26 protein-coding genes and 2 pseudogenes are annotated in these 25,546 nt (G+C 58.3%); 17 read left to right on the top strand and 11 right to left on the bottom strand.

Going from position 1 to position 25,546, the window contains the following annotated elements:
• The first annotated feature begins 13 nt into the window (after window positions 1-13).
• Together CLU80_RS06210 and CLU80_RS06205 are read left to right on the top strand one after the other, a co-directional pair.
• Window positions 14-679 (top strand): bifunctional 4-hydroxy-2-oxoglutarate aldolase/2-dehydro-3-deoxy-phosphogluconate aldolase, encoded by a 666-nt coding sequence (locus CLU80_RS06210; protein WP_008082815.1) that lies wholly within the window; start codon window positions 14-16, stop codon window positions 677-679.
• Window positions 680-851: 172 nt separating this feature from the next.
• On the top strand, window positions 852-1,427 hold the full coding sequence (locus CLU80_RS06205; RefSeq protein WP_099756992.1) for a peptidase associated/transthyretin-like domain-containing protein: 576 nt from the start codon (window positions 852-854) through the stop codon (window positions 1,425-1,427).
• Here the strand turns inward: CLU80_RS06205 and CLU80_RS06200 are convergent.
• On the bottom strand, window positions 1,424-2,605 hold the full coding sequence (locus CLU80_RS06200; protein ID WP_099756991.1) for an aminotransferase class V-fold PLP-dependent enzyme: 1,182 nt from the start codon (window positions 2,603-2,605) through the stop codon (window positions 1,424-1,426). The genes CLU80_RS06205 and CLU80_RS06200 overlap by 4 nt on opposite strands.
• Window positions 2,606-2,634: 29 nt before the next feature.
• On the bottom strand, window positions 2,635-2,871 hold the full coding sequence (locus tag CLU80_RS06195; RefSeq protein WP_003227425.1) for a DUF3820 family protein: 237 nt from the start codon (window positions 2,869-2,871) through the stop codon (window positions 2,635-2,637).
• Between the two features lie 205 nt (window positions 2,872-3,076).
• Here CLU80_RS06195 and CLU80_RS06190 point away from each other — a divergent pair, with 205 nt between their 5' ends.
• Window positions 3,077-3,544, top strand: a complete 468-nt coding sequence (locus CLU80_RS06190) for a ferritin-like domain-containing protein (protein WP_016983691.1) — start codon at window positions 3,077-3,079, stop codon at window positions 3,542-3,544.
• A 255-nt stretch (window positions 3,545-3,799) separates the two neighbouring features.
• Here the strand turns inward: CLU80_RS06190 and CLU80_RS06185 are convergent, their stop codons facing one another.
• Window positions 3,800-4,270: a MaoC family dehydratase gene (locus tag CLU80_RS06185; protein ID WP_093099066.1), complete on the bottom strand. Its 471-nt coding sequence runs from the start codon at window positions 4,268-4,270 to the stop codon at window positions 3,800-3,802.
• Window positions 4,271-4,312: 42 nt separating this feature from the next.
• Window positions 4,313-5,257: an alpha/beta hydrolase gene (locus CLU80_RS06180; RefSeq protein WP_099756990.1), complete on the bottom strand. Its 945-nt coding sequence runs from the start codon at window positions 5,255-5,257 to the stop codon at window positions 4,313-4,315.
• A gap of 199 nt (window positions 5,258-5,456) precedes the next feature.
• On the opposite strand from CLU80_RS06180, the gene fadD2 reads away from it, so the two are divergent.
• Window positions 5,457-7,145 (top strand): long-chain-fatty-acid--CoA ligase FadD2, encoded by a 1,689-nt coding sequence (fadD2, locus tag CLU80_RS06175; protein ID WP_099756989.1) that lies wholly within the window; start codon window positions 5,457-5,459, stop codon window positions 7,143-7,145.
• A gap of 346 nt (window positions 7,146-7,491) precedes the next feature.
• Complete coding sequence (gene fadD1 / locus CLU80_RS06170) at window positions 7,492-9,189, top strand: long-chain-fatty-acid--CoA ligase FadD1 (protein ID WP_099756988.1); 1,698 nt, start codon at window positions 7,492-7,494, stop codon at window positions 9,187-9,189.
• Window positions 9,190-9,528: 339 nt separating this feature from the next.
• Here fadD1 and CLU80_RS06165 read toward each other — a convergent pair whose 3' ends face one another.
• A complete protein-coding gene (locus CLU80_RS06165) occupies window positions 9,529-9,906 on the bottom strand; it encodes a hypothetical protein (RefSeq protein ID WP_007917843.1) in 378 nt (125 codons plus the stop codon).
• A gap of 197 nt (window positions 9,907-10,103) precedes the next feature.
• Here CLU80_RS06165 and CLU80_RS06160 point away from each other — a divergent pair, with 197 nt between their 5' ends.
• The 3 genes from CLU80_RS06160 to def all read left to right on the top strand — a co-directional run bounded on the left by CLU80_RS06160 (window position 10,104) and on the right by def (window position 11,952).
• Entirely contained in the window at window positions 10,104-10,295 is a 192-nt protein-coding gene (locus CLU80_RS06160) for a CsbD family protein (protein ID WP_093430455.1), read from the top strand.
• A gap of 164 nt (window positions 10,296-10,459) precedes the next feature.
• On the top strand, window positions 10,460-11,410 hold the full coding sequence (locus CLU80_RS06155; protein ID WP_007917840.1) for a YihY/virulence factor BrkB family protein: 951 nt from the start codon (window positions 10,460-10,462) through the stop codon (window positions 11,408-11,410).
• Between the two features lie 2 nt (window positions 11,411-11,412).
• On the top strand, window positions 11,413-11,952 hold the full coding sequence (gene def, locus CLU80_RS06150; RefSeq protein ID WP_099756987.1) for a peptide deformylase: 540 nt from the start codon (window positions 11,413-11,415) through the stop codon (window positions 11,950-11,952).
• Window positions 11,953-12,072: 120 nt separating this feature from the next.
• Here def and CLU80_RS06140 read toward each other — a convergent pair whose 3' ends face one another.
• The gene (locus CLU80_RS06140) at window positions 12,073-12,489 is read right to left on the bottom strand and encodes a GNAT family N-acetyltransferase (RefSeq protein WP_099756986.1); all 417 of its coding nucleotides are present in this window, start codon (window positions 12,487-12,489) and stop codon (window positions 12,073-12,075) included.
• Between the two features lie 325 nt (window positions 12,490-12,814).
• Between CLU80_RS06140 and CLU80_RS06135 the strand changes: the two are divergent.
• The 3 genes and pseudogenes from CLU80_RS06135 to CLU80_RS30590 all read left to right on the top strand — a co-directional run.
• Window positions 12,815-13,006, top strand: a pseudogene (locus CLU80_RS06135) (fatty acid desaturase); the annotation flags it as partial.
• Window positions 13,007-13,552: 546 nt separating this feature from the next.
• Window positions 13,553-14,329 (top strand): annotated as a pseudogene (locus CLU80_RS30595) (PAS domain-containing protein); the annotation flags it as partial.
• A 3-nt stretch (window positions 14,330-14,332) separates the two neighbouring features.
• Complete coding sequence (locus CLU80_RS30590) at window positions 14,333-14,872, top strand: methyl-accepting chemotaxis protein (protein ID WP_225919999.1); 540 nt, start codon at window positions 14,333-14,335, stop codon at window positions 14,870-14,872.
• A 135-nt stretch (window positions 14,873-15,007) separates the two neighbouring features.
• Here CLU80_RS30590 and CLU80_RS06125 read toward each other — a convergent pair whose 3' ends face one another.
• From CLU80_RS06125 to CLU80_RS06115, 3 genes are all read right to left on the bottom strand, one after another.
• Entirely contained in the window at window positions 15,008-15,553 is a 546-nt protein-coding gene (locus CLU80_RS06125) for a hypothetical protein (RefSeq protein WP_095048171.1), read from the bottom strand.
• 153 nt (window positions 15,554-15,706) lie between these two features.
• Window positions 15,707-17,131, bottom strand: coding sequence for an MFS transporter (locus CLU80_RS06120; RefSeq protein ID WP_099756984.1), 1,425 nt, complete (start codon window positions 17,129-17,131; stop codon window positions 15,707-15,709).
• Between the two features lie 125 nt (window positions 17,132-17,256).
• Complete coding sequence (locus tag CLU80_RS06115) at window positions 17,257-17,697, bottom strand: PACE efflux transporter (protein ID WP_034153370.1); 441 nt, start codon at window positions 17,695-17,697, stop codon at window positions 17,257-17,259.
• A gap of 122 nt (window positions 17,698-17,819) precedes the next feature.
• Here CLU80_RS06115 and CLU80_RS06110 point away from each other — a divergent pair, with 122 nt between their 5' ends.
• Window positions 17,820-18,692 carry a LysR family transcriptional regulator gene (locus CLU80_RS06110; RefSeq protein WP_099756983.1) on the top strand — a complete coding sequence of 291 codons (873 nt, stop codon included), beginning with the start codon at window positions 17,820-17,822 and terminating at the stop codon, window positions 18,690-18,692.
• A gap of 41 nt (window positions 18,693-18,733) precedes the next feature.
• Here the strand turns inward: CLU80_RS06110 and gntR are convergent, their stop codons facing one another.
• Entirely contained in the window at window positions 18,734-19,765 is a 1,032-nt protein-coding gene (gntR, locus tag CLU80_RS06105; protein ID WP_093430446.1) for an HTH-type transcriptional regulator GntR, read from the bottom strand.
• A gap of 216 nt (window positions 19,766-19,981) precedes the next feature.
• Here gntR and CLU80_RS06100 point away from each other — a divergent pair, with 216 nt between their 5' ends.
• Together CLU80_RS06100 and CLU80_RS06095 are read left to right on the top strand one after the other, a co-directional pair.
• Entirely contained in the window at window positions 19,982-20,515 is a 534-nt protein-coding gene (locus tag CLU80_RS06100) for a gluconokinase (RefSeq protein ID WP_095048167.1), read from the top strand.
• Window positions 20,516-20,597: 82 nt separating this feature from the next.
• Window positions 20,598-21,953, top strand: coding sequence for a GntP family permease (locus tag CLU80_RS06095; protein ID WP_099756982.1), 1,356 nt, complete (start codon window positions 20,598-20,600; stop codon window positions 21,951-21,953).
• A gap of 181 nt (window positions 21,954-22,134) precedes the next feature.
• On the opposite strand, the gene alaC is transcribed toward CLU80_RS06095, so the two are convergent.
• Entirely contained in the window at window positions 22,135-23,352 is a 1,218-nt protein-coding gene (alaC, locus tag CLU80_RS06090; protein WP_093430443.1) for an alanine transaminase, read from the bottom strand.
• 139 nt (window positions 23,353-23,491) lie between these two features.
• On the opposite strand from alaC, the gene CLU80_RS06085 reads away from it, so the two are divergent.
• The 3 genes from CLU80_RS06085 to CLU80_RS06075 all read left to right on the top strand — a co-directional run bounded on the left by CLU80_RS06085 (window position 23,492) and on the right by CLU80_RS06075 (window position 25,530).
• Complete coding sequence (locus CLU80_RS06085; RefSeq protein WP_099756981.1) at window positions 23,492-24,154, top strand: LysE family translocator; 663 nt, start codon at window positions 23,492-23,494, stop codon at window positions 24,152-24,154.
• A gap of 68 nt (window positions 24,155-24,222) precedes the next feature.
• Entirely contained in the window at window positions 24,223-24,717 is a 495-nt protein-coding gene (locus CLU80_RS06080) for a GyrI-like domain-containing protein (protein WP_093430441.1), read from the top strand.
• A 324-nt stretch (window positions 24,718-25,041) separates the two neighbouring features.
• Window positions 25,042-25,530, top strand: a complete 489-nt coding sequence (locus CLU80_RS06075; protein ID WP_099756980.1) for a GNAT family N-acetyltransferase — start codon at window positions 25,042-25,044, stop codon at window positions 25,528-25,530.
• The last annotated feature ends 16 nt before the right edge of the window (window positions 25,531-25,546 follow it).

Raw genomic sequence — 25,546 nt, 5'->3', positions numbered from 1 at the left:
AGGAACAGCCGCTATGACAACCCCATCCCCGACCGTTTCCATGGCGGACAAAGTTGCCCTGATCGACAGCCTCTGCGCCAAGGCGCGGATCCTGCCGGTGATTACCATCGCTCGCGAACAGGACGTGCTGCCACTGGCTGACGCTCTGGCTGCCGGTGGCCTCACCGCGCTGGAAGTGACCCTGCGTTCGCAGTTTGGCCTCAAGGCCATCCAGATCCTGCGCGACCAGCGTCCGGAATTGATGACCGGTGCTGGCACCGTGCTCGATCGCAACATGCTCGCGGCTGCCGAAGCCGCTGGCTCGCAGTTCATTGTCACCCCAGGCATCACCCGCGACCTGCTGGAGGCCAGCGTCGACAGCCCGATTCCGCTGTTGCCGGGCATCAGCAACGCCTCCGGCATCATGGAAGGCTACGGTCTGGGTTATCGCCGCTTCAAGCTGTTCCCGGCTGAAGTCAGCGGTGGTGTAGCAGCAATCAAGGCCCTCGGCGGTCCGTTCGGCGAAGTGAAATTCTGCCCGACTGGCGGCGTCGGCCCGGCCAACATCAAGAGCTACATGGCGCTGAAAAACGTCATGTGCGTGGGCGGTAGCTGGATGCTTGATCCGGAGTGGATCAAGAACGGCGACTGGGCCCGTATTCAGGAATGCACCGCTGAGGCACTGGCGCTGCTGGACTGATTGTTACCAGACACTTCGTTGTGTGTTCTACGGCTTTACGGTGCGCTTGGTCGGTGCACCGTTTTTTTTTGCCTTGAAGAAAGTGTCAGGACATCACGCGATACATAGTTACCGCACAGCCGCGTTTGCGTGGCGCTAATCTGCGTTCATCTTACGGAAGAGAGAACGCCTCATGGACGACCATCAATCTTTAGCTTTATCAGTCAACGCTCTGCACCCACGGCAGTTGCCCGTGGTTGGCAGTTTCGATTGGCACAACAGCCAGGGCAAGGTGCGCAACATCAGCGCGGGCATCGAAGGCTTGCCTCTTCTATTGCGGCTGGCCCTGGTCGATGCCATGACCGGCGAGCCGGTCAGTGGCGCCGTGGTCCGCATCGAGCAGCACATTGGCACCGACACACTGTGCGGCAGTCAGTCGACCGACAGTAAAGGCATCGTTCGTTTCACCAGCCTTTATCCGGATCGGCAAACTGCCTTTTCATGCATCGCTCTGAGCGTCGCCATCGCCAATGACGATCAACAGCCGCAGCTGTACCAAGAGGCCTGGGCGGGGCGCCTGCATCTGCCCTGTGCCTGCAATTGCACAGCCACTGATAACGATGCCGTTCGGCTGGCGTTGCGGCCGATCACAGACGATGGCCCGGAGGACGGCTACTTCGGCAACCTGACGATCGGCGTCGACACCTTTGCACTGTCATCGCAGATCGGCGTAGCGGGCTACGACAAATACCTGATCACGGTGTTTTAACGCAGCTCGTTCAGCGCCCGCACCAGTAACTGCATGTCGGCAGCGGTGGTGGTCAGCCCCGGTGTAATGCGGATGCTCGGCCCGCTGGCTGCGCCATGGCGCACCACGGTGAACAGGTTGTAGTCGTTGAGCAGACGCTCGGCCATCGCCTGTTGATCGTCGTGCCGAGTGAAGCGCATGGATGTGATGCCGCAATACAGCCGAGGGTCGTCTGGCGTCATCACTTCGATGCCCGGCAAGTGCCGCACCGCGCTGACCCAGAGGTTGCGCAGATAATTGAGGCGAGCGCCCTTGGCTGGTGCGCCGCCGAGGGAACGGTGCTCTTCGAACACCAGCGGCAAGGTCATCAGCGCCGGAATGTTGGGCGTGCTGTACGAAGTGCGCGCACGGATGTCATTGCCCGGGTAATGCATTTCACCCATGTCCGGATCAATGTCGGCCAGGCGGTGTGGCGCGATATAGAGGAAGCCGAGGGTGAGCGGTGCGCCGATCCATTTGTGCAGGTTGTATCCGGCGAAAGCGATGCCGAGGGCATCAAGATCGAACTCGATCTGACCGAGTGCATGGGCGCCGTCGAGGATGACATCGACGCCATGCTCTTTGGCCAGCGCGGCGATGGCTTGCACTGGCATGACCAGACCGGTGCGGTGAGTGACGTGAGTCAGGGCCATCAGCTTGATTTGCGGATGACCGACGAAGGCTTCGCGGTAAGTCTCCACCAGGCTGTCGTAGCTCGCCGGGTGCGCGTGAGCAATCTCGATCACCTCGGCGCCGCGCTGCCTAGCGAGCCAGCGCATGGCGCCTTTGACCGTGTCGTATTCCAGATCGCTGATCAGCACCTGATCGCCCGGTTGCAAGCGGTTGTAGTTGCGAATCAGCGACTGCAGACCTTCGGTGGCATTGCGGGTGAACGCCACACTCTGCGCACGCACGCCAATCAACTCGGCCAGTTGTGCGCGTATATCGAGGTTGTCGTGCTGCTCGAAACGCTGGCGCACGTACACCGAGTTGCTGGTGTTGATCAGCTCGATGTTGCGCTGGTATTCCTCGATCACCGTGCGCGACATGCGCCCGAAATAACCGTTTTCCAGGTTCACGGGACCGGGTTGAACGTCGTAGCGATCGGCGAACGTTCGCCAAAAGGCTTCGTCACGGGCGCGGCGGGTGTTATCGGGCATGGTCGGCTGACTCTAGAGAGGAGGGCGCTTCAGTGGCGCGGGGCAGGTTTGCCGTGTTTGGCGCGCAGCGGTTCGAGCAGGTCCGAGAGGCCGTTATGGTCGATCTCCTGCATCAGCGCGAGCAAGCCACCGAGTTCGCCGTGAGGGAAACCTTCGCGGGCAAACCAGTTCAGGTATGGGCCTGGCAGGTCGGCAATGATCCGGCCCTTGTACTTGCCGAAGGGCATTTCGCGGGTGATCAGCAGTTCGAGTTTTTCGGGATTCATCAGTGAGATCGTCTGGCTTCAAATCAGCTTGGAAAATACAGGCATTCTGCATGCAGGCCAAATGACAGATCATGCAAATAACCGTGATACAGATAGTTCACTTATCTTTAACTTGCTGATTTATAAGTATTTTTTAAAAATAAAAAAGCTGGCATGCACACTGCAATATCCCTTGCATCTTCAACCAATCGCAAGGAATTGAAAAATGACCGACATGAATAAAGAAGCCATCTCTGTACTCAATGACCTGATTGAAACCAGCAAGGACGGTCAGGAAGGGTTCAAGACTTGCGCTGAAGACATCAAGCACCCAGAACTGAAAACCCTGTTTGTAACTCGCTCCGCTGATTGCGCCACCGCTGCAGCAGAACTGCAAGCCGAAGTTCGCAAGCTGGGCGGCGATCCGGAAACTTCCACCAGCGTCAGCGGTGACCTGCACCGTCGCTGGGTCGACGTCAAAGCCATGTTCACCGGCAAAGACGAAGAGGCTGTGCTGAACGAAGCAGAGCGCGGTGAAGACCATGCGCTGAAGGCTTACAAAGAAGCCCTCGAGAAAATCAGCAAGCATAATCTGGTGGGTATTCGTGATCTGGTTGAACGCCAATACCACGGCGTACAACGCAACCACGACCAGGTGAAAGCCCTGCGTAACCAGGCTCGCGCTCGTTCGTAAGCGTTTGCCGGTTATAAAAAACGCCAGCTAGTCTGGCGTTTTTTGTGTCTGGAAAAAGCACAAGCCCCTCACCCTAGCCCTCTCCCGGAGGGAGAGGGGACTGACCGAGGTGGCTGTTGGAGATACACCGACTTGAGCGATCTGAGGTGAACTCAGGTTTTGAAAAGCACGAAGATCGGCTCCCTTTCCCCCTCGCCCCCCTGGGGAGAGGCTGGGGTGAGGGGGAAAAGCTTTACCTGACACCCCACCAATCAATCAGCCAATGCTGATCGGCGGCAAAGTCGGCAACGTCACCGTCTGCTGCTTACGCGGCGCCAGAATCTCAGCCTCGCCATCCACCACCAGCTCATCACGCTGGTTGAACACACGAGTGGCAATGCGCACGCGAAACTTCGGCAGCTTCTCGAGAATTTCCAGGCGCACGGTCAGCGTGTCACCGATCTTCACCGGTTTCTGAAAGCTCATCTGCTGACCGATATAAATAGTGCCCGGCCCAGGCAGCTCGCAGGCAACGGCGGCACTGATCAGCGCGCCACTGAACATACCGTGAGCGATACGCTCCTTGAACATGCTCGCGGCGGCAAACTCGGCGTCCAGGTGCACCGGGTTGTGGTCGCCCGACATCGCGGCGAACAGCTGGATGTCGCGCTCTTCGACGGTCTTGCTGTAGCTGGCGGTCTGGCCGACTTCGAGGGCTTCGTAAGGGATGTTGGTAACCTGGGTCATCGGTCTCGATTCCTGTGACGGATTCAGTGAATCCACAAAAAATTATTCGCTGCGATGAGGGCGCGGATGGCTCAAGGCCTGATCGATCCAGGCCAGCACATCAGCGATCACTTCGTCGCGGTTGGTTTCGTTGAACAATTCGTGCCGCGCCTGCGGGTAGATCTTCAGTTGCAGGTGCTGGCTGCCGGCCGTGCGCAAGGCATTGGCCAGATCTGTCAGACGCTTGCCTTCACTCACCGGATCACATTCGCCGCCGATTACCAGCAGCGGCAGGCCCGGGTCGATCTGGGCGAGATTGGACGCTTTGCTGATCTGCTGCAAGCCGCCGAGGAGGTCTATCCACAGTTGATTGGTGCAGCGAAAGCCACACAGTGGGTCGTTGGCGTACAGGTCGACCTCGGCCGGGTCGCGGCTCAGCCAGTCGAACGGTGTGCGCGCCGGTTTGAACTTGTTATTGAACGAGCCGAACGACAGCCACTCGATCAGCGCACTGCGACCCTTGCCACCCTGACGCAATTTTTCCAGGCGAGCGATCTGCCGCGCAGCGCGGTACAGCGCAACGGGCTGAAAGTTGGAACCACTGAGAATCGCTCCATGCAGGCTGGCGCTGTGATGCAGCAAATAACCTTGGGCGATATAGCTGCCCATGCTGTGTCCCAGCAGGATGATCGGCACGCCGGGGTGCTGCTGGCCGATGTGCTGATTGAGGCTGGCCAGATCGCCGAGCACTTTGCACCAGCCGTCGTTATCGGCGAAGTGGCCGAGGGTACCGTGATTGGCGGTTTTGCCATGTCCGCGCAAATCCGGGGCGTACACGCCATATCCTTTGTCGCAAAACGTCTCGGCCAGTCGCGCGTAGCGGCCGCTGTGTTCGGCCATGCCATGGGCCAGCAGGATTACCGCTTTCAACGGCACCGCCGGCAGCCATTGATTGACGAACAGGCGGCTGCGGTCACTCGCGTCCAGCCATAGGGTGTCGTGGATCATGGCGATTCCTTTGCTCAGAGTCGGATCATTGTATAGCGCGTCTGATCAGCTCACGCCACGGCAGGAAGATTCACACGATCAATGACGGCTTTGGCCATATTTGCCTCAATGGCCATAACTGCTAGTGTCCGTGAAGCTCCGCTTTTTCAGAAATGACAGAAAGCGGCCCGGATCGGCTCAGGTAAAGAGGACAAGAACAATGCAACCTGATTTCTGGAACGACAAACGCCCGGCCGGCGTACCGCTGGACATCGACATGGGCGAGTTCAAGTCGGTGATCGAGGTGTTCGAGCGTTCCTGCAAGAAGTTCGCTGATCGCCCGGCGTTCAGCAATATGGGGATCACCCTGACTTACGCTGAACTTGAGCGGCAGAGCGCCGCCTTCGCCGGTTACCTGCAGGCGCATACCGATCTGGTTCCGGGCGATCGCATCGCCGTGCAGATGCCCAACATCCTGCATTACCCGATTGCCGTGTTCGGTGCACTGCGTGCCGGGCTGATCGTGGTCAACACCAACCCGCTGTATACCGCACGGGAGATGCGCCACCAGTTCAAGGATTCCGGCGCGCGGGCGCTGGTGTACCTGAACATGTTCGGCCAGAAGGTCCAGGAAGTGCTGGCCGATACCGACATTCAGTACCTGATCGAAGCGAAGATGGGCGACCTGATGCCCAGCGCCAAGGGCTGGCTGGTCAACACCGTGGTCAGCAAAGTGAAGAAAATGGTCCCGGCGTATTCGTTGCCGCAGGCGATCTCCTTCAAAAGCGCACTGCGCATGGGCCGTGGCCTGGGGATCAAGCCGCTGAAGGTCAGCCTCGACGACATCGCCGTGCTGCAATACACCGGTGGCACCACCGGGCTGGCGAAAGGCGCGATGCTCACCCACGGCAATCTGGTGGCGAACATGCAGCAAGTGCGCGCCTGTCTCGCGCAACTCGGCCCGGACGGGCAGCCGCTGCTGCGCGAAGGCCAGGAAGTGATGATCGCGCCGTTGCCGCTGTATCACATCTATGCCTTCACCGCGAACTGCATGTGCATGATGGTTTCCGGCAACCACAACGTGCTGATCACCAACCCGCGCGATATTGCCGGCTTCATCAAGGAGCTGAAGAACTGGCGCTTCTCCGCGCTGTTGGGCCTGAACACCTTGTTCGTGGCGCTGATGGATCACCCGGATTTCAAGACCCTCGATTTCTCCAGCCTGAAGCTCACCAACTCCGGCGGTACCGCGCTGGTCAAAGCCACCGCCGAGCGCTGGGAACAGATGACCGGTTGCCGCATCACCGAGGGTTACGGCCTGACCGAAACCTCACCAGTGGCCTGCACCAACCCGTACGGCGACCAGTCGCGGCTGGGCACGGTCGGCTTGCCGGTGCCGGGCACCTTGCTCAAAGTCATCAACGATGACGGTGTCGAACAGCCGATGGGCGAGCGCGGCGAGTTGTGCATCAAGGGCCCGCAGATCATGAAAGGTTATTGGCACAAGCCTGAGGCCACTGCCGAAGTGCTGGATGCCGAGGGCTGGTTCAAGTCCGGTGACATCGCGGTGATCGATCCGGACGGTTTCGTGCGCATCGTCGATCGCAAGAAGGACATGATCATCGTCTCCGGTTTCAACGTTTATCCGAATGAAATCGAAGATGTGGTCATGGCCCATCCGAAAGTGGCCAACTGCGCGGTGATCGGCGTACCGGACGAGCGTTCGGGCGAGGCGGTGAAGCTGTTTGTGGTGGCGCGGGAAACCGGGGTCAGCCTCGAAGAGCTCAAGGCCTACTGCAAAGAGAATTTCACCGCGTACAAAGTGCCGAAACACATTGTGTTGCGTGAGTCATTGCCGATGACGCCTGTCGGGAAAATTCTGCGGCGTGAGTTGCGCGATATCGCGTAAAAGTCAAAAACACAAAGATCGCAGCCTTCGGCAGCTCCTACCTTGGAATGCATTTCCTGTAGGAGCCTGCCTGGCTGCGATCTTTTGCTTTAAGTCCCCGAAAACCGGGGCTTCAAAGGTGTTCTAGGATTTTTGCTCTAAAATGACTGCTAGGTAGTCTTGAGTCATTAATATGACTGTAGGGGCCGCTTTTGGCTCTAGTCGACCCTTGGCAAAGCTGCTACTCTCGGCGCGCTTTGTGACTTCTCGGCCTATGTAAAAGCCAGATTCACCAATACCAAACACACACCAATAATAATCGCATCAAATGCGGTGAAGAATTCGCGTTGCTGAGGAGTGGGCTTCCATGATCGAAGACTTTTGGAAGGATAAATACCCGGCTGGAATTGCTGCCGACATCAATCCGGACGAGTATCCGAACATTCAGGCAGTGTTGAAGCAATCCTGCCAACGCTTCGCCAACAAACCGGCTTTCAGCAACCTGGGCAAGACAATCACTTACGGTGAATTGTACGAATTGTCCGGTGCGTTTGCCGCGTATCTGCAACAGCATACCGATTTGCAGCCCGGCGATCGAATCGCCGTGCAACTGCCCAACGTTCTGCAGTACCCGGTGGCCGTCTTCGGTGCGATTCGCGCCGGGCTGATCGTGGTCAACACCAACCCGCTGTACACCGCGCGGGAAATGGAACACCAATTCAACGACTCCGGCGCCAAAGCCCTTGTTTGCCTGGCGAACATGGCGCATTTGGCTGAAACCGTGGTGCCGAAAACCGGCGTCAAACACGTCATCGTCACCGAAGTCGCCGACCTGCTGCCACCGATCAAGCGCCTGCTGATCAACAGTGTCATCAAGTACGTGAAGAAAATGGTTCCGGCCTATCACTTGCCCAAAGCCGTCAAGTTCAATGACGTGCTGAGCAAGGGCCAGGGTCAACCGGTGGCCGAAGCCAATCCTGACAGCGGCGACGTTGCGGTGCTGCAATACACTGGCGGCACCACCGGCGTGGCCAAAGGCGCGATGCTGACCCATCGCAACCTCGTCGCCAACATGCTGCAGTGCAAGGCGCTGATGGGTTCCAACCTCAACGAAGGTTGCGAGATCCTGATCACGCCGCTACCGCTGTACCACATCTATGCGTTCACCTTTCATTGCATGGCGATGATGCTGATCGGCAACCACAACATCCTCATCAGCAACCCGCGCGACCTGCCGGCGATGGTCAAGGAACTGTCGAAGTGGAAGTTCAGCGGTTTCGTCGGCCTCAATACGCTGTTCGTCGCGCTGTGCAACAACGAAGGTTTCCGCAAGCTGGATTTCTCGGCGCTGAAAGTTACGTTGTCCGGCGGCATGGCCTTGCAACTGGCCGCTGCCGAGCGCTGGAAAGCGGTCACCGGTTGCGCCATCTGCGAAGGTTACGGCATGACCGAAACCAGCCCGGTGGCCACGGTCAACCCGATCCAGAACATCCAGATCGGCACCATCGGTATTCCGGTGCCATCGACCCTGTGTAAAGTCATCGATGATGCCGGTGTCGAGCAGCCGCTGGGTGAAATCGGCGAACTGTGCGTCAAGGGCCCGCAAGTGATGAAAGGCTACTGGCAGCGTCAGGAAGCCACCGATGAAATGCTCGACAGCGAAGGCTGGCTGAAGACCGGTGACATCGCGCTGATCCAGCCGGACGGCTACATGCGCATCGTTGATCGCAAGAAAGACATGATTCTGGTCTCCGGTTTCAACGTCTACCCGAACGAACTGGAAGACGTGCTGGCGACCCTGCCGGGTGTGTTGCAGTGCGCGGCCATCGGCGTGCCGGACGAGAAGTCGGGCGAGGCGATCAAGATTTTCATCGTCGCCAAACCGGGTGTCACGCTGACCAAGGAAATCGTGATGGAGCACATGCGCGCCAACGTCACGGGTTACAAGGTGCCGCGTTCGGTGGAGTTCCGCGATGCGTTGCCGACCACCAACGTCGGCAAGATCCTGCGCCGCGAGTTGCGTGATGAAGAGCTGAAGAAGATCAAGGCCAAGTCCGCCGCCTAAAACACGAAGCCCCGCAGATGCGGGGCTTTTTGTTGGGTGCGGGGCAGGGCTTGGATTTCGCGTTGAGCCTACCCCTCACCCCAGCCCTCTCCCGAGGGAGAGGGAGCCGAACGGGGGCTGTTCAGAACCCGAATTCGACTCGATATCTCAGGTCGGTGCAGCTCATCCAGACACCTCGGTCAGTCCCCTCTCCCAATGGGTAAGGGAGCAGATCTTCATGCTGTTCAGAACCTGAGTTCGACTCGATATCTCAGGTCGGTGCAGCTCATCCAGACACCTCGGTCAGTTCCCTCTCCCTTGGGAGAGGGCTAGGGTGAGGGGAAGGGGGCTGCACAAATCCTACTGACGAAACGGCGCGAAATTTACGTTAGTCCCCGCCGGACGCATGTCCTGCAGATACGAATCCTTGTCCGCACTCAGTTCCAGGCTCAACGCCGCCTTGCGCTTGCCTTCGTTGCGAATCACCAGCCCCTCCAGCTTTTCACGCAGAAATACCGTCGGTACTTTCAGGTGCAGCAATTCGTCAGTGGCTGGCGTGTGCATCAGCAGGTGAATCCACTCGTACTGACCGATGGCCAGACGCGACACCGGCAGGTCGAACCACCAGATGTTGCGGTTACGGTTCAGTTCGGCGAAGTGGCAGTTGTTGGTGCCGAGCACGGCGCCGCCCAGTTCCTTGTTGCGACGGGCAATGGCCTGCGTTTTATCGAGTTTCATAACATTCCTGCGGGATCGGTTCCTGGCGCTTGACGCCCATATGTTGCGCATTCTCGGGGCTACGCACGCAAACATAAAGCCCAACCTGCACGCCGCGACGAAATGAGCCGCTGAAAATAAATGAAACTTGGCGCAAACCCGGCCAGTCAATCATTACGTACTGACTTTTCCCCCTAATTGCACCAAGGAGAAACACCATGAGTAGCACAGGCGATAAAGTAAAAGGCATGGCCAACGAAGCAGTCGGCAACATCAAGCAAGGCGTCGGCAAAGCCACCGACAACACCAAGCTGCAAGCCGAAGGCAAGATTCAAGAGAAAAAAGGTGAGGCCCAGCAAGCGGTCGGCAAAGCCAAGGACGCGGTCAAAAAAGGCGTCGACAAGGCGTAATTCAGCCTTGAACGAAATACATGAACGGCCATCCAAGGATGGCCGTTTTTGTGTCAAAAGCCTGCAGTAACCCGACGAGGTTCGCCAAACAGGCTACCGTGATGTAAAAAACGGCCCCTGAGTCGCCACGACTTCAACCTGTATTGCGGCGAAAGGAGACGCGAATGATTTTTCCGGACATGAAAGGTCTGCCCCTGCACCGGGTGATGGTGCGCACGGTCACTGAATTCGTCGACGACGAGATGTCGACCTATGCCTCGGCACTGGCCTACCAGATGCTGTTCTCGCTGTTCCCGTTCATTCTGTTCCTGATCGCCCTGATCGGTTTCCTGCACCTGCCGGACTTTTTCTCCTGGCTGCGCCTGCAATCGGAACTGGTCCTGCCACCGCAGGCGCTGGAGCAGGTCAACCCGGTGATCGACCAGTTACAGCAGTCAAAGGGTGGCCTGCTTTCCGTCGGTATCGTTATCGCCCTGTACACCGCCTCCGCGGGCGTGCGCTTGATGATGAGCGCGATGAACGCCGCGTATGACGTGGTCGAAGGCCGGCCGATCTGGAAGCGTTTTCCGCTGTCGATTGTCTACACCGTCGGCATTGCCGGCATGCTCCTGGTGGCCGCTGCGCTGATGGTGCTCGGGCCGCAGGTGATGGGCTGGATCGCCGCGCAGGTGGGGCTGGAAGACTTCATCGTCACCGTGTGGACCATCGCGCGTTGGCCGGTGATCGTGATTCTGATGATGGTCGCGGTGGCACTGATCTACTACGTCATGCCTGACGTCAAACAGGAATTCCGCTTCATCACCCCCGGTTCGGTATTGGCCGTGGTGGTGTGGATCATCGCCTCGTTGGGTTTCGCCTTCTACGTGAAGACCTTCGCCAACTACAACGCGATGTATGGCAGCATCGGGGCGATCATCGTGCTGTTGCTGTACTTCTACATTTCCGCTGCGGTGCTGTTGCTCGGCGCCGAGATGAATGCGGTGATCGAGCACATGTCCAGCGAGGGCAAGGATGCGGGTGAGAAAGTCCCCGGCGAACTCGATGAACATCCCAAACAACACGTCTCGGGCCTGGGCCGCGATCATTCGCTCAAGCCGGACACTGACGAAGTCTGATCATGATCCGTGAAATTCTGAAAATGGGCGACGAGCGCCTGCTGCGCATTGCCCCGCCCGTGCCGGTCGAGATGTTCGACAGCCCCGAGCTGTGGCAACTGATCGACGATATGTTCCAGACCATGGAAAGCGTCGGTGGCGTTGGCCTGGCGGCGCCGCAGATCGGTGTCGATCTGCAACTGGTGATCTTTGGTTTTGAACACAGCGAACGTTACCCGGACGCTGAAGCGGTGCCGCAGACGATCCTGATCAATCCGCTGATCACGCCGTTGAGTCCGTTGATGGAGGAGGGCTTCGAAGGGTGTCTGTCGGTGCCGGGTTTGCGTGGTGCGGTGGATCGTTATCAGCAGATTCGCTATGAAGGGTTTGATCCGAAGGGCGAGCCGATTGTGCGTATCGCGTCAGGTTTCCACGCCCGCGTTGTGCAGCACGAATGCGATCACCTGATCGGCCGGTTGTACCCGTCGCGGATCACCGACTTCACTAAGTTCGGTTTTACCGAAGTGATGTTCCCGGATCTTGATCCCACAGCTGACGATTGATCCCCGAGAACACCACGCCCCCCTGTAGGAGTGAGCCTGCTCGCGATAGCGGTCTGTCAGTGACATTTTCGGTGACTGACACACCGCTATCGCGAGCAGGCTCACTCCTACAGGGTTTTGTTAGGCGGAGGGGGCCTGCTCCATCGCAATCATCGGCTTGCTCCGCGCATACCGGCTCAAGCGCTCCGCCATCGCCTGGGGCAGGGCCGGGTCGAACGTGAACCCGCGTCGCTCATAAAAACCGCGCAAATCCGGATGGCAGAACAGCCACACCGGCTCGCTCACATCCTGCACCGCCGCTGCAATCAGCTTTGCGGCAACGCCCTGTTCACGACACCCCGGATCAACGAACAACCCGGTCAACCAATGCCCGCCGGACACTGGCCGCAAGCACAACGCGCCCACAATCTCTCCGCGCCGCGCCACCCATAACTGTGCCTCGCGAACCGCTTTCATCGAGGACTGGTGGCTGCGGTAAAACTTGTTCATCAACGGCCAAAGCGACTCGTCGAGCAGGCTGTATTGAGTGTCGGGCATGGGATCGGACTGTCGGCGTGTAAAGCGCCGATTATAAAAGAACGCACGGCTCTGGATAGGTGTATACCTGACCTCACATCCCCTGTGAGTGGAGTACGCATCATGTCCAAAGGTATGGATTCAAAGAAAGCCGCGAAGAAGAAACCGGCCAAGACCGCGATTGAAAAGCGCGCGGAGAAGAAAGCCAAGAAAGTCGACATCTTCGGCCATTGATCACGCCTTTCCGGAGCCCGGTTCTCGGGCTCCTGCCTGAACCTGAAAATAATCTGCAAGATTGCGCAGCGTCGTTGCACAGATGGGCAAGAATCCCGTTCCGAGCAACGCCATGCCCCATTACTTCGACGCCGCCTATCGTCAGCAGGTCGAAACCCTGCGCCAACGTTTCACTGCCCGTACCGAGTGGCCGACCTGGCTGTTACTGATCGGCGTCTATGGCGGCTGGTTCGCTATTGTTCTTAATAGTCATTGGCTGGGCCGTGCCTTGAGCACCTTGCTGCTGATTCCGCTGTTGTTTTTGTAGCGCTACAACTTTTGCCTTCGCGAGCAGGCTCGCTCCCACAGGAGAGACGCATTCCAATGTGGAGCGAACTTGCTCGCGAAAACGTCCGCCCCGCCAACAATTCTCCCCGCGCTGAACCGTTTCTTGTGCAAAAAGTGCCAGATACTGGCCGACTAGTGGCCTTGCGCAGGTCTTGGCACTGGCTATGCTTCTCGTAACTAACTATGTCGACCGTCATGTCAAAACTTGCCGGACGCACAGCGTTAGTCCGTGAATTCATGCTGCCAGAGTGCGCAACCCAAGGCACCGACACTGAACCAACAAGGAGCGTCGCTTACATGGAAGTTCTTCAACGCGTTAGGGCTGGCCCGCGTGCGGGCTATCAAGAGAAGGATGTCTTGATTAGAGCGTCGCTGCATGGACGCTCCGATTGATCATCATTTATCACCTGACAACTTCCTCCCGTGGAGGAATGCGTGTGCCTGTTCTGTGGAACGTAGTGGTGGATCGTGAAAGAACTGAACTTTCATCAAATCAAAAGTCCGCGCGGAAGGTGATACAACCATGTTCAACCTACATCACAAGGCTGACCTGCAGGAAATCGAGCGCTTCAGCTGCGCCCTGACCGAGGCCAACGCCAAGTTGGCTGCGATCAGCCGCTCGATGGCAATGATCGAGTTCTCCCCTGACGGCATCGTTCTGGATGCCAATGAAAATTTTTGCAAGACCATGGGCTACAGCGCCGATGAAGTGCGTGGCAAACATCATCGGGTGTTTTGTGAAGAGATGTTCTACCGCAGTGAGGAATACGCAAAGCTGTGGCGTGACCTGGCCCGTGGTGAACCGATCAGCGGGACTTTTCTGCGTTTGAACAAGGCCGGCAGGGAAGTTTGGCTCGAAGCCAGTTACATGCCGGTGTATGGCCCGGACAAACAGGTCCAGAGCGTGATCAAAGTGGCCGCCGACATCACCGCCCGAGTGAATAAAGAACACGAAGAAGAAAGCATGCTGGCAGCGATCAGCCGCTCGATGGCGGTGATCGAGTTCACCCCGGAAGGTAATGTTATCGCCGCCAACGACAACTTTCTGAAGACCATGCAGTACTCGCTCAACGAAATCGTCGGCCATCATCACAGTCTGTTCTGCCATCGCGCCGAAGCCGAGTCCGCGCAGTACAAGGCATTCTGGGCCTCGCTCAACCGCGGCGAATATCACTCGCACCGTTTCGAGCGCAAGAACAAGTCGGGGCAGATGGTTTATCTCGAAGCTTCGTACAACCCGTTGTTCGACGCCAAGGGCCGCTTGTACAAAGTGGTCAAGTTCGCCAGCGACATCACCCATCAGATGACCACGCTGCAGAACGCTGCTGAATCGGCCCACAGCACCTCGGTACAAAACGACGCCTGCGCGCAAAAAGGCTCACAGGTCGTGCAGCAAACCGTGCAGATCATTCAGGACATCTCCCGCGACCTCAACGAAGCTGCCGCCAGCATCGATGCAGTGAGCAAACAGTCGGACATCATCGGCACCATCGTTCAGACCATTCGCGGCATTGCCGATCAGACCAACTTGCTGGCGCTCAACGCGGCGATTGAAGCGGCGCGGGCCGGGGAACACGGGCGCGGTTTTGCCGTGGTAGCGGACGAGGTGCGTAGCCTCGCGGCGCGCACCAGTCAGGCGACGCTGGAGATTGTCGAGGTGGTGCGCAAAAACCATGACCTGTCGCTGAGTGCGGTGTCGAGTATGCAATCAAGTCTGAGCCGCACCGGGCTCGGGGTTGAGCTGGCCAATGAGGCGGGGGAGGTGATTCTGGAAATTCAGCAGGGCTCGCGGCATGTGGTGGACGCGATCAGTCAGTTCAATGAGACCCTGCAACTGAACTGATTTCTTCAGCTGGATACAATCAATGTGGGAGCGAGCTTGCTCGCGAAAGCGATGTGTCAGTAGGTGGAAATTTCACTGATACACCGCCTTCGCGAGCAGGCTCGCTCCCACATTTGATTTCGGGTGACTTGAAGATCAGAGCGCAGCAAGAAACTTGTTGGCCTGCTTGTCACTGTCCTTCACATCGTTGTCTTTTTCCGCCTGCGCCAACTTCATCTTGTCCTGCAAGCGCTCGGCGATCTCTTTGCCGATGGCCAGTTGTTTCTCCGGCGGCATGGCTTTGATGTCGTCTTCGGTCAGCCCCATGGACTGCAGGATACTGTCGCGCAGACGCTGTTCCGGCGTCTTGCTCATGTAGTCCTTGAACTCGTCGGTGGCGGATGTCGCTGAGGTGCTGGTGGCGTCGGTCGATTGCAGGTTCACGCGGGTCTTGGCGAACGCTTCGTCGACGTTATCGCTGATGCGTGTGGCTTCGCTGACTTGCTGGGTGGCGATCTGCGTCGCCGAGTCCTGCACCTTGGCAGTGGCTTCAGCGGTTTGCGCCTGGGTCTGGTTTTGCAGGGTTTGCAGCATGGCGCCGTGCAGGCCACCTTGCAGACCGGCGGCTGCCGTGGTGGTGGCATCGTCATTCAGCGCTTTGGGCAGGTGAATGATTTGCTGTTGTTTGGCACTGATCAACATGACGTGTAGACCTGTAGGTAATTGCTGACTCGCGTATCGGAGCAATTACCGTGCCTTTTGAATAAATCCTTTTATTTCAACAGCTTGATCATCAGTCAGGTATTCGTGGCGGTCATCCCTTGCCGATAAGCGGCAGAGGATGACCGTTGTCCATCAGCGATGAGCGATGTTTTCCAGCGCCAGATTGCGCGTGCGCGGGCCGAACCAGCCGATGGTCAGCATCACGATTAGCATGCTGCTGACGATAAACGCCAATACCCCCGGCGTACCGAAATTGTCGAGAAACAAGCCGATCAACAAGCTGCTGAACACTGTCGACAAGCGACTGAACGAATAACAGAAACCCACGGCGCGCGCGCGGATGTTGGTCGGGAACAATTCGCTCTGGTACGAGTGATAGCTGAAACTCAGCCAGGCGTTGCAGAAAGTGATCATCACCCCGCAGAAGATCAGCCCGAATGCGCTGGTCTGCAGGGCGAACAAGGTGCCGAAGGTCATCGCGCCGAGGGCCGAACCGACGATCTGCCATTTGTTCTCGAAGCGGTTGGCGAACTTGACGAACAGCAGCGGCCCGAGCGGGTAGGCGAGGGTGATGATGAAGGCGTACATCAAACTGTGAGTGACGCTGACGCCCTGACCGGACAGCAGCGCCGGCAGCCAGTTGCCGAAACCGAAGAAACCGATTGCCTGGAAGATGTGGAACACGATCAGCATCAACGCGCGGCGGCGATACGGCGGCTGCCAGATATCGGCAAAACGGCCCTTGCCTTCGACGTCGACGGGCACGGCTTCGGGGGCGTCCAGCGGTTTGCCGTAGTCCTTCTGGCAACGGGTTTCAATGTGGTCGAGAATCCGGTTGGCTTCCTCAAAGCGGCCATGCTGCGCGAGCCAGCGCGGCGATTCCGGCAGACGTTTGCGCAGCCACCAGATAAACAGCGCAAACACCGCGCTGGCCAGCACCACCCAACGCCAGCCGGAGACCCCGAACGGCGCTTGCGGCACCAGCCACCACGACATCAATGCCACCGCCGGCACCGACAGGAACTGCACGAAAAACGCGAAGGCAAAGGCTGAACTGCGCATGCGTTTCGGCACCAGTTCCGAGAGGTAAGCATCAATGGTGACCAGCTCGATGCCCAGGCCAATGCCAACCAGAAAGCGCATGCAGATGATACCCAGCGCCGAACTCTGAATCCCCATCAACACCGTCGCCGCCGTGTACCAGACCAGCGCGAAGGTGAAGATCGCACGGCGGCCGAAACGATCCGCCAATGGGCTGAGCAGACTGGCGCCGAGGAACAGGCCGAGAAACGTTGCCGAGGCAAACGCCGCTTGATCAGAGAAACCGAACACGCCCTGATTGCCAGTGGCAAAGATCCCGTCGCGGATCAGCCCGGGGCTGATGTAAGCGGTCTGGAACAGGTCGTAGAGTTCGAAAAATCCACCGATCGACAGCAGCGCCACCAGCCGCCAGATCGTCGCGACCGCCGGAAGGCGATCGATGCGGGCGGACACCTGAGCGGCGCGGATCGGGTCGATGCCGTCGCTTTGCGCGGCGGCGGGGGCGTGTGCAGTCATGGGCTGGTCCATTTTTTATTGATGGAAAAGCTTAGCCTGCTATCGGAGTTCACGGATTGTGAATATCGGCGGATTAAACAGATAAACCGCTGAATTCTCACAATATCTGCTTACGAATTAACGATTTATGCCGCAGCCGCCGAATCCGGTAGCGCCGAGGCTGGCAGCCCGAAAATCCGGTCAAACAGCCAATTGAAGGCAAACGTGTAGCAGGGGATGAAAATGATCAGCGCCAGATCCAATAGAAACGCCTGCACCAGACTGATGTTCATCCACCACGCGATCAACGGAATCAGAAACACGATCAGCGTCAGTTGAAAGCCCACCGCATGAGCGATACGGCGTTTCACTGTGCGCGTGCGCGATTGCTGGCGGCTTTCCCAGTGCTCGAACAACGAGGTGTAAATGAAGTTCCAGGTCACGGCGATGGTGGTGATGATCACCGCCAGTGGCCCGGTGCTGCCCGGTGAAGTGCCGGACAACAGCGCCAGACCGAGGGCGGAGAAGGTCATGCCGATCACTTCATAGAGCGACACATAGACCAGTTTGCGTTTGACGCCTTGCATGGGGAGTTGCCTCTTTCTTGCCGTTTGTTGGCCAGCGGGACTGGCGAAGGCGGCAAAAGATAGCTTCAATAGAGCTGACAGAAAAAGTCAGTAGCTTTCAGTTTTGTTGATAGGTGTGCAAAGTGAATTTCAACAGTGACAGCATCGAGCTGTTTCTTGCCGTAATCGAACGCGGCTCGTTTTCGGCGGCGGCGCGTGCGCTGGGCAAAGTCCCGTCGGCCGTAAGTATGGGCATCGGCAACCTTGAGGCGGAACTCGGTTATCTGCTGTTCGACCGCAGCCATCGCGAACCACAACCCACGGCAATGGCGCTGTCGCTGGTGCCACACGCGCGGCTGATTGCCGAGCAACTCAAGCAGTTGCAAGTGCATGCGGTGGAACTGTCGTTGGGGCTGGAGAGCAAGTTGTCGATCGGCGTAGTCGCGGACATCGACCGGCGCCGTTTGCTGGCGGCGATCAAGGTGATCGCCGAGCACCATCCGTTGCTCGATATCGAAGTGCTGACCGCACCGCAGGACGACGTGTTGGCGATGCTGCACAGCGGCCGCGTCAGCCTGTGCCTGGCGTTCGCCGGATTGAGCATGAATGTGCTGGAGCGTTTTCAGTTTGTCGGCAGCGAACGGATGATTGCCACCCTGGCGGCGGACAGTCCGTTGTTGCGGGGTCAGGATCTGTTTCTTGAGGATCTGGTGCATGTACGGCAAATCATCGTCGCCAGTCGTGACTTGCCGATCAGTGAAACGCGGCCGTTGGTGGCGGAGTCGTATTGGCGCACCGACAGCCTTGAGACGGCGATGGAAATGGTTGAGGCGGGGTTGGGATGGGGTAATTTTCCGCTGTCGGTGGTGCAGGCACGGTTGGACAAAGGACGGCTGAAACGCCTGAATTTCCGCAACATCGAAAACGGACTGGTGATGCCGGTGCATGCGGTGTGGCTCAAGAGCCAGCCATTGCAGAAGGGCGCGCATGCCCTCGTCGAATTGTTGGGCGGTTGATCGTTCCCACGCAGAGCGTGGGAACGATCGGTTACCTGTTGTCAGGTGCTTTCGCGAATCTTCAGTTCAAAGCCCATGTCTTCCACCGGACGCGCCACGCTGTTACCGGCCATCAACGTCAGCATCTGCTCCGCCGCGCGCCGGCCAATCGCTTCACGCGGGGTGTTGATGCTGCTCAGGCGCGGCACCATGTGTTCGGACATTGGCAAGTCGTTGAAACCGAGAATCGCTACCTGCTCAGGAATCTTGATGCCGTTGCGCAGCGCCTCCAGCAACGCCCCCTGCGCCAGGTCATCGTTACCGAAGAAGATCGCATCAACGTCCGGATGCGCCGCGAGCAATTGCAAAAACAACTCCCCGCCCAAGCCCACCGATGAAGAACGAGGCGTCAGTACTTCCAGATCCGGGTCGTAACGTCCGGCCTTTTGCAACGCTTTGCGAAAGCCTTCACCGCGCAACAAGGTGCGCTGATCAAGTTGCGCACCGATGTAAGCCAGACGCTTGCGCCCACGCGAAAGCAAATGTTCGGCCGCCGTTTCACCGGCACTCAGTTGCGAGAACCCTACGCAATTCACTCCGGCAGCGCTGTCCAGTTCCATCATGTACACGCAGGGAATATTGCTCGCCTCGATCATTCGTCGTGAACTTTCCGTGCGATCAAACCCGGTCAGCAAAAATCCACGCGGCTGATAGGCCATGTAGTTGCGCAGCAGGTTTTCTTCTTCATCACGTGAATAGTGGAAGTTGCCGATCAGCACTTCGAAGCCTTTGGGCGTCAGTACCCGATGAATGGCTTCCAGCGTATCGATGAACAGCAAGTTGGATAACGAAGGCACCAGAACCACCACCGAATGGCTCTGCGCCGAGGCCAATGCGCGGGCGGCAGGGTTGACCACGTAGTTGAGTTCGAGCGCGGCTTTCTGGACTTTTTCCACAAGGTCAGTGGCCACGGTGCTGACACCGCGCAAGGCCCGGGAGGCAGTAATCGGGCTGACACCGGCCAGGCGGGCAACTTCATTCAGGGTGGGACGGCCGGTGGTGCGAGTGTTTTTATCGTTTTTAGGGGAGGTCATCGGGCGGCTTGCCAAACAAAAATCAAGGCACTAAGGTAGCGCTGTCCTGATGCAGCTGTAAATGCGTAAGCGAGGTCCTGCCTGATCTTCGCTTTTTGGCGTTGGGAACAAACCTGCTGCAACCCAAAAAAACGACAAGAAGGCGTCGGCAACTTCTGCCTGTGCACTAGAGTCATAGCTAGCAAAGGTAGCGCTGTCTGCGCGCTGAGGTGTTATATGAGTCATCCCATCACCGCCCTGGTCATCATGGGCGTTGCCGGTTGCGGCAAGACGTGCGTCAGCGAGGCCCTGTGCCAATTGAGCGGCGCCACTGCCATTGAAGGCGATACTTTCCATCCGGCCGCGAACATCGAAAAGATGAGCGCGGGGATCCCCCTGAACGACGACGACCGTGCCGGCTGGCTCGACAGCCTGTGCGATGAACTGCGTCGCGTCGACGCGCTGGGCAAACGCCCGGTGCTGACTTGCTCGGCCCTTAAACACAGTTATCGCGAAGTGTTGCGCAGCGCCTTGCCGGGCCTGGGTTTCGTGTTTCTTGAATTGACCCCTGAAGTTGCCGCTGAACGTGTGTCCCACCGTCCGGGCCACTTTATGCCCGCGACGTTGATCGAAAGCCAGTTCGCCACCCTCGAATCGCCGAAGGGTGAGCCGTTGACGTTGGCGTTGAATGCTTCGATCCACAGCGTTGAAGAGCTGGCGTCCCAGGCTCACGTCTGGTGGCAGGCCCACGGTCTGAAGCAGGCGGTATGAGTGTGTTGAAAGAGATAGCGCTGTCCTTCCGACTTCTGTTTAACCCGCTTTAATAACAACAACAATCCAGGAGACACCCCCAATGTTTGGCATGTCCCACGACGCCTACCTGCTGCTCGATGCAGTGGTCACGGTAATCGGCCTGATTATCCTGATCACCAAATTCAAGATTCACCCGTTCATTTCCCTGACCATCGCCGCCGCGTTCCTCGGCTTGACGTCGGGCATGCCGATCGGCACCATCATCAAAGCGTTCCAGGACGGCTTCGGTGGCGTGCTCGGTTTTGTCGGCATCATCCTTGCGCTGGGCACCATGCTCGGCAAAATGATGGCCGAATCGGGCGGGGCGGATCAGATCGCCCAGACCCTGATCCGTGCGTTCGGTAAAGACAAAGTCCAGTGGGCGATGATGTTCGCCGCGTTTCTGGTGGGCATCCCGCTGTTCTTCGAAATCGGCTTTGTCCTGCTGATTCCGTTGGTGTTCATCGTTGCGCGCCGCACCGGCGTGTCGATCATCAAGATCGGTATCCCACTGCTCGCTGGTCTGTCCGCCGTGCACGGTCTGGTGCCACCGCACCCGGGTCCGCTGCTGGCCATCGGCGTGTTTGGCGCTGACATCGGCAAGACCATTCTCTACGGTCTGATCGTTGCGCTGCCGACCGCGATCATTGCTGGTCCGATCTTCGGTACGTTCATCGCCAAGCACATTCCGGGTCACCCGAATCAGGAACTGGTCGATCAACTGGCCCGCGAAAACGACGACTCGGCCAAGCTGCCGAGCTTCACCATCACCCTGATCACCGTGCTGTTGCCGGTGTTCCTGATGCTGCTGAAAACCTTCGCTGACGTGGCGCTGCCGGACGGTCACTTCTTCCGCACCTGGATGGACATGATCGGTCACCCGATCTCGGCACTGCTGCTGGCGTTGCTGCTGTCGCTGTACACCTTCGGCCACAAGCAGGGCATCGGTTCCCAGCAGATGCTCAAGTGGCTCGACGCGAGCCTGGCGCCAACCGCTGCGATCATCCTGATCATCGGTGCTGGCGGTGGCTTCAAGCAGATGCTGGTCACCAGCGGTGTGGGCGACGTGATTGGCCACATGGCGGTCAGCGCGCAGATCTCGCCGATCCTGTTGGCGTGGCTGGTGGCGGCGGTGATCCGTATCGCGACCGGTTCGGCGACTGTGGCGACCATCACGGGCGCGGGCATTGTCGTGCCGGTGGTGGGGATGATTCCGGGCGTTAACCGTGAGCTGTTGGTACTGGCCACCGGCGCCGGTTCGCTGATCCTGTCCCACGTGAACGACGCCGGTTTCTGGCTGGTGAAGCAGTACTTCAACATGACCGTGGCCGAGACGTTCAAGACCTGGACGGCGATGGAAACCATCCTGTCCATCGTTGCGTTGGGCTTTATCCTGCTGCTGTCGCTGTTCGTTTAAGCAGCTTCACGCAGGCACAAAAAAACCGCAGCGATGCGGTTTTTTTGTGGGTGATGATTTCTTCGCTACACACAAAACCAATGTGGGAGCGAGCTTGCTCGCGAAAGCGGTGGGTCAGTCAGCATTGATTTAGCTGACACGACGCCTTCGCGAGCAAGCTCGCTCCCACAGGGGATAGGTGTCAGGCGGAAGTTTTTGGACTCAGGCCATCCGCCCGGAACATGCCGCGAATCCCGCGCACCGCCTGACGTATGCGGTCCTGGTTTTCGATCAGCGCAAAGCGCACGTGATCGTCGCCATACTCACCAAAACCCACCCCCGGCGAGACGCAGACCTTGGCCTCGGCCAGCAGTTTCTTGGCAAACTCCAGCGAACCCAGATGCGCGTACTGCTCAGGAATCTTCGCCCAGACGTACATCGACGCCTTCGGATTCTCAACCATCCAGCCCAGCTCATGCAGGCCTTTGACCAGCACGTTGCGGCGCTGGCGATACTGCTCGGCGATGTCGCGCACACACTGCTGATCGCCTTCCAGCGCGGCAATCGCCGCGACTTGCAGCGGGGTGAAGGTGCCGTAGTCGTGGTAGCTCTTGATCCGCGCCAGAGCGTTGACCAGTTCCGGATTACCGACCATGAAACCGATGCGCCAGCCGGCCATGTTGTAGCTCTTGGACAGGGTGAAAAACTCCACAGCAATGTCCTTGGCGCCCGGCACTTGCATGATCGACGGGGCTTTCCAGCCGTCGTAGACGATGTCGGCGTACGCCAGATCGTGAATTACCAGCACGTCGTACTGCTTGGCGAGGGCGATCACCCGTTCGAAGAAGTCCAGTTCCACGCACTGTGCGGTCGGATTCGATGGGAAGCCGAGGATCATCATTTTCGGTTTCGGAATCGAACCGCGAATGGCCCGTTCCAGTTCGTCGAAGAAGTCCACGCCCGGCACCAGCGGCACCGAACGCACCTGGGCACCAGCAATCACCGCACCGTAGATGTGAATCGGGTAGCTCGGGTTTGGCACCAATACGGTGTCGCCCTGATCCAGGGTTGCCAACATCAAATGCGCCAGGCCTTCCTTGGAACCGATGGTGACAATGGCTTCGCTTTCCGGGTCGATGTCGACCTCGTAGCGTTGCTTGTACCAGTTGGAAATGGCCCGGCGCAGGCGCGGAATGCCCTTTGACGTGGAGTAACCGTGGGTGTCTTCGCGTTGGGCAACCTGGACAAGTTTTTCGACAATATGCGGCGGCGTGGCGCCGTCGGGGTTGCCCATGCTCAGGTCGATGATGTCTTCACCACGACGCCTGGCAGCCATTTTCAGCTCGGCGGTGATGTTGAAAACGTAAGGGGGGAGTCGATCTATGCGCGCAAAGCGGCGCGGCGAACCTTGTTCAGCCATTGTTGCCTCGGATAACGTAAGCGCCCGGAACCGTCCGAGCGACGCTGGTCACTGCGGTGACCTGTGGCGGAAGATAAGGGCTGTGATGGCATACTGTCCAGCGCGTTTTTCAAACATATTTGCCCAAGGAAATCGGTAGATGGAATTCACCAGCGGCTTCTTGCTGAGCCTTTCGCTGTGCCTGGATATCGGCGTGGCCAACATCGCCATGATCACCCTGGCGATGCAGCGCGGTTACTTTCAGGGCTTCGCGCTGGGCCTCGGTACCTGTGTCGGCGACCTGATTTACGCGGTGCTGGCGCTGGCGGGCATGACGGTTTTGCTGCAATACGAAACAGTGCGCTGGGTGCTGTGGATTGGTGGTTCGGCGCTGCTGATCTACTTTGCGGCGAAGATGATTTACTCGGCGATCCATCACGAAGCGCTGCTGGCCGAGACGGCGAAAGTGGGGCAGAACTCCCATCGCAAAGAGTTCTTCCGGGGGATATTTCTCGCCATGTCGTCGCCGAGCGCGATTCTCTGGTTCGCGGCGGTGGGCGGCACCTTGATTGCGCGTTCCGGTGGTGGCGGTCCTTTGAGTTCGGCGCTGTTCCTCGGTGGGTTCCTCTGCGCCGGACTGCTGTGGTCCGCCGGTTTGTGCTTCGCTGCGAGCCATGGCGGCAAGCTCTTGGGCGATAAGCTATTACGCTATTCCTACATGGCATCTGCAGCGATCTTCTGCTATTTCGCGGTGTACGTGATCGTATCTGGCTACAACGAATTTGTCGGTTCGGGCGCCGTCGAGCAGTTGCACGCGCTGTAACCGTGCGATTTGGATCGGGCTTTCTATACTCCCAGCCGAACCCCTTTTTTTGTTCCAGGAGTCGAGTCATGGATGAGCAAAAACGCGTCGAAGTGGCTGAACCTCGCTTCGAACATGGACACTTCTTGCTGATTGCAGGTTTTCGCGGTCGATTTACCCAAGACACAGCCAAGGACATTCCGGCGCTGTGGGAAAAGTTCTTGCCGCACCTGGGAAAAATCCAGGGGCAAAAGAACGAAGTGACCTACGGTGTCTGCAGCAATTTCGACGGCAAGGGCGGCTTCGATTACATCGCCGGGGTGGAAATCAGCAAGCTCGATGACCTCGACCAGAAGGTCTACCAGTGGGTCGAAGTGCTGCCTCGGCAATACGCGGTGTTCGAGCACAAGGGGCCGCTCGAACAGCTGCCGCAAACCCTGCAATACATCTACAAGACCTGGCTGCCGACCTCGCACTACGTAGAGCTCAATGCCCCGGAACTGGAGCGCTATAGCGCCGATTTCAATCCGCGGCTGCACACCGGCAAACTGGAAATCTGCGTGCCGGTCGATACCAAGGGCTGAACCAACAGACATGAGGCGGATCACTGATCCGCCTCATGGTTTTCAACCGCGTTTACTCTTGCCCAACCGTCGCGCCCGCAACAGGTCGATGCCCAGAGTGATAAAGCCGAACGTACTGATGCCCAACACCATCAACATGCCGATTTCAACGCTGCTCATAAACGGTTTCCCCCAAGGGTGATCAGAGACACACCTGAGAAATAGCCCGCCGCGAACCCGAAGAAAAGCACTTATACGCAGGCTTTACGCCGCCCTTGCGCATCGATATGCAGGCCTTATTCCTTTATGCTTTCGGCACTTTCTTCTGCCGATTTCCGAGCCGCCATGAACACCGTTATCCGCAACGTCACCGCCGCCGACCTGGACCGCTGCTACGCCATCGAAACCGTTGCCTACGAAGGTGACGAAGCGGCCACCCGCGAGAAGATCGCCACGCGCATTGCCACCTGGCCGGAAGGTTTTGTCGTCGCCGAAGTGGAGGGCGTGGTGGCAGGCTTCGTCAATTCTGGCGCGGCGTTTGATGTGCAGATGTCGGACGAGGCGTTCAAGGAATTGATCGGCCACGACCCGAAAGGGCCGAACGTGGTGATCATGTCCGTGGTGGTGCACCCGGATTATCAGGGGCAGGGTTTGGCCAAGCGCTTGATGGGCGAGTTCATCGAGCGCATGCGCGGGATGGACAAGGCGACGATTCATCTGATGTGCAAGGAAAAGCATATCCCGTTGTATGCCGGGTTTGGTTTTGCCTACATCAAACCGTCTGAGTCCGACCACGGCGGCATGGCGTGGCACGAGATGATCCTTACCCTCTAAAACCAGCCCGATACTG

This window comes from Pseudomonas sp. 29, from assembly GCF_002754355.1.
GTDB classification, from domain to species: domain Bacteria; phylum Pseudomonadota; class Gammaproteobacteria; order Pseudomonadales; family Pseudomonadaceae; genus Aquipseudomonas; species Aquipseudomonas neuropathica.
The sequence above is the reverse complement of the archived record's forward strand: the minus strand, read 5'-3'. Positions and strand labels throughout refer to the sequence as shown.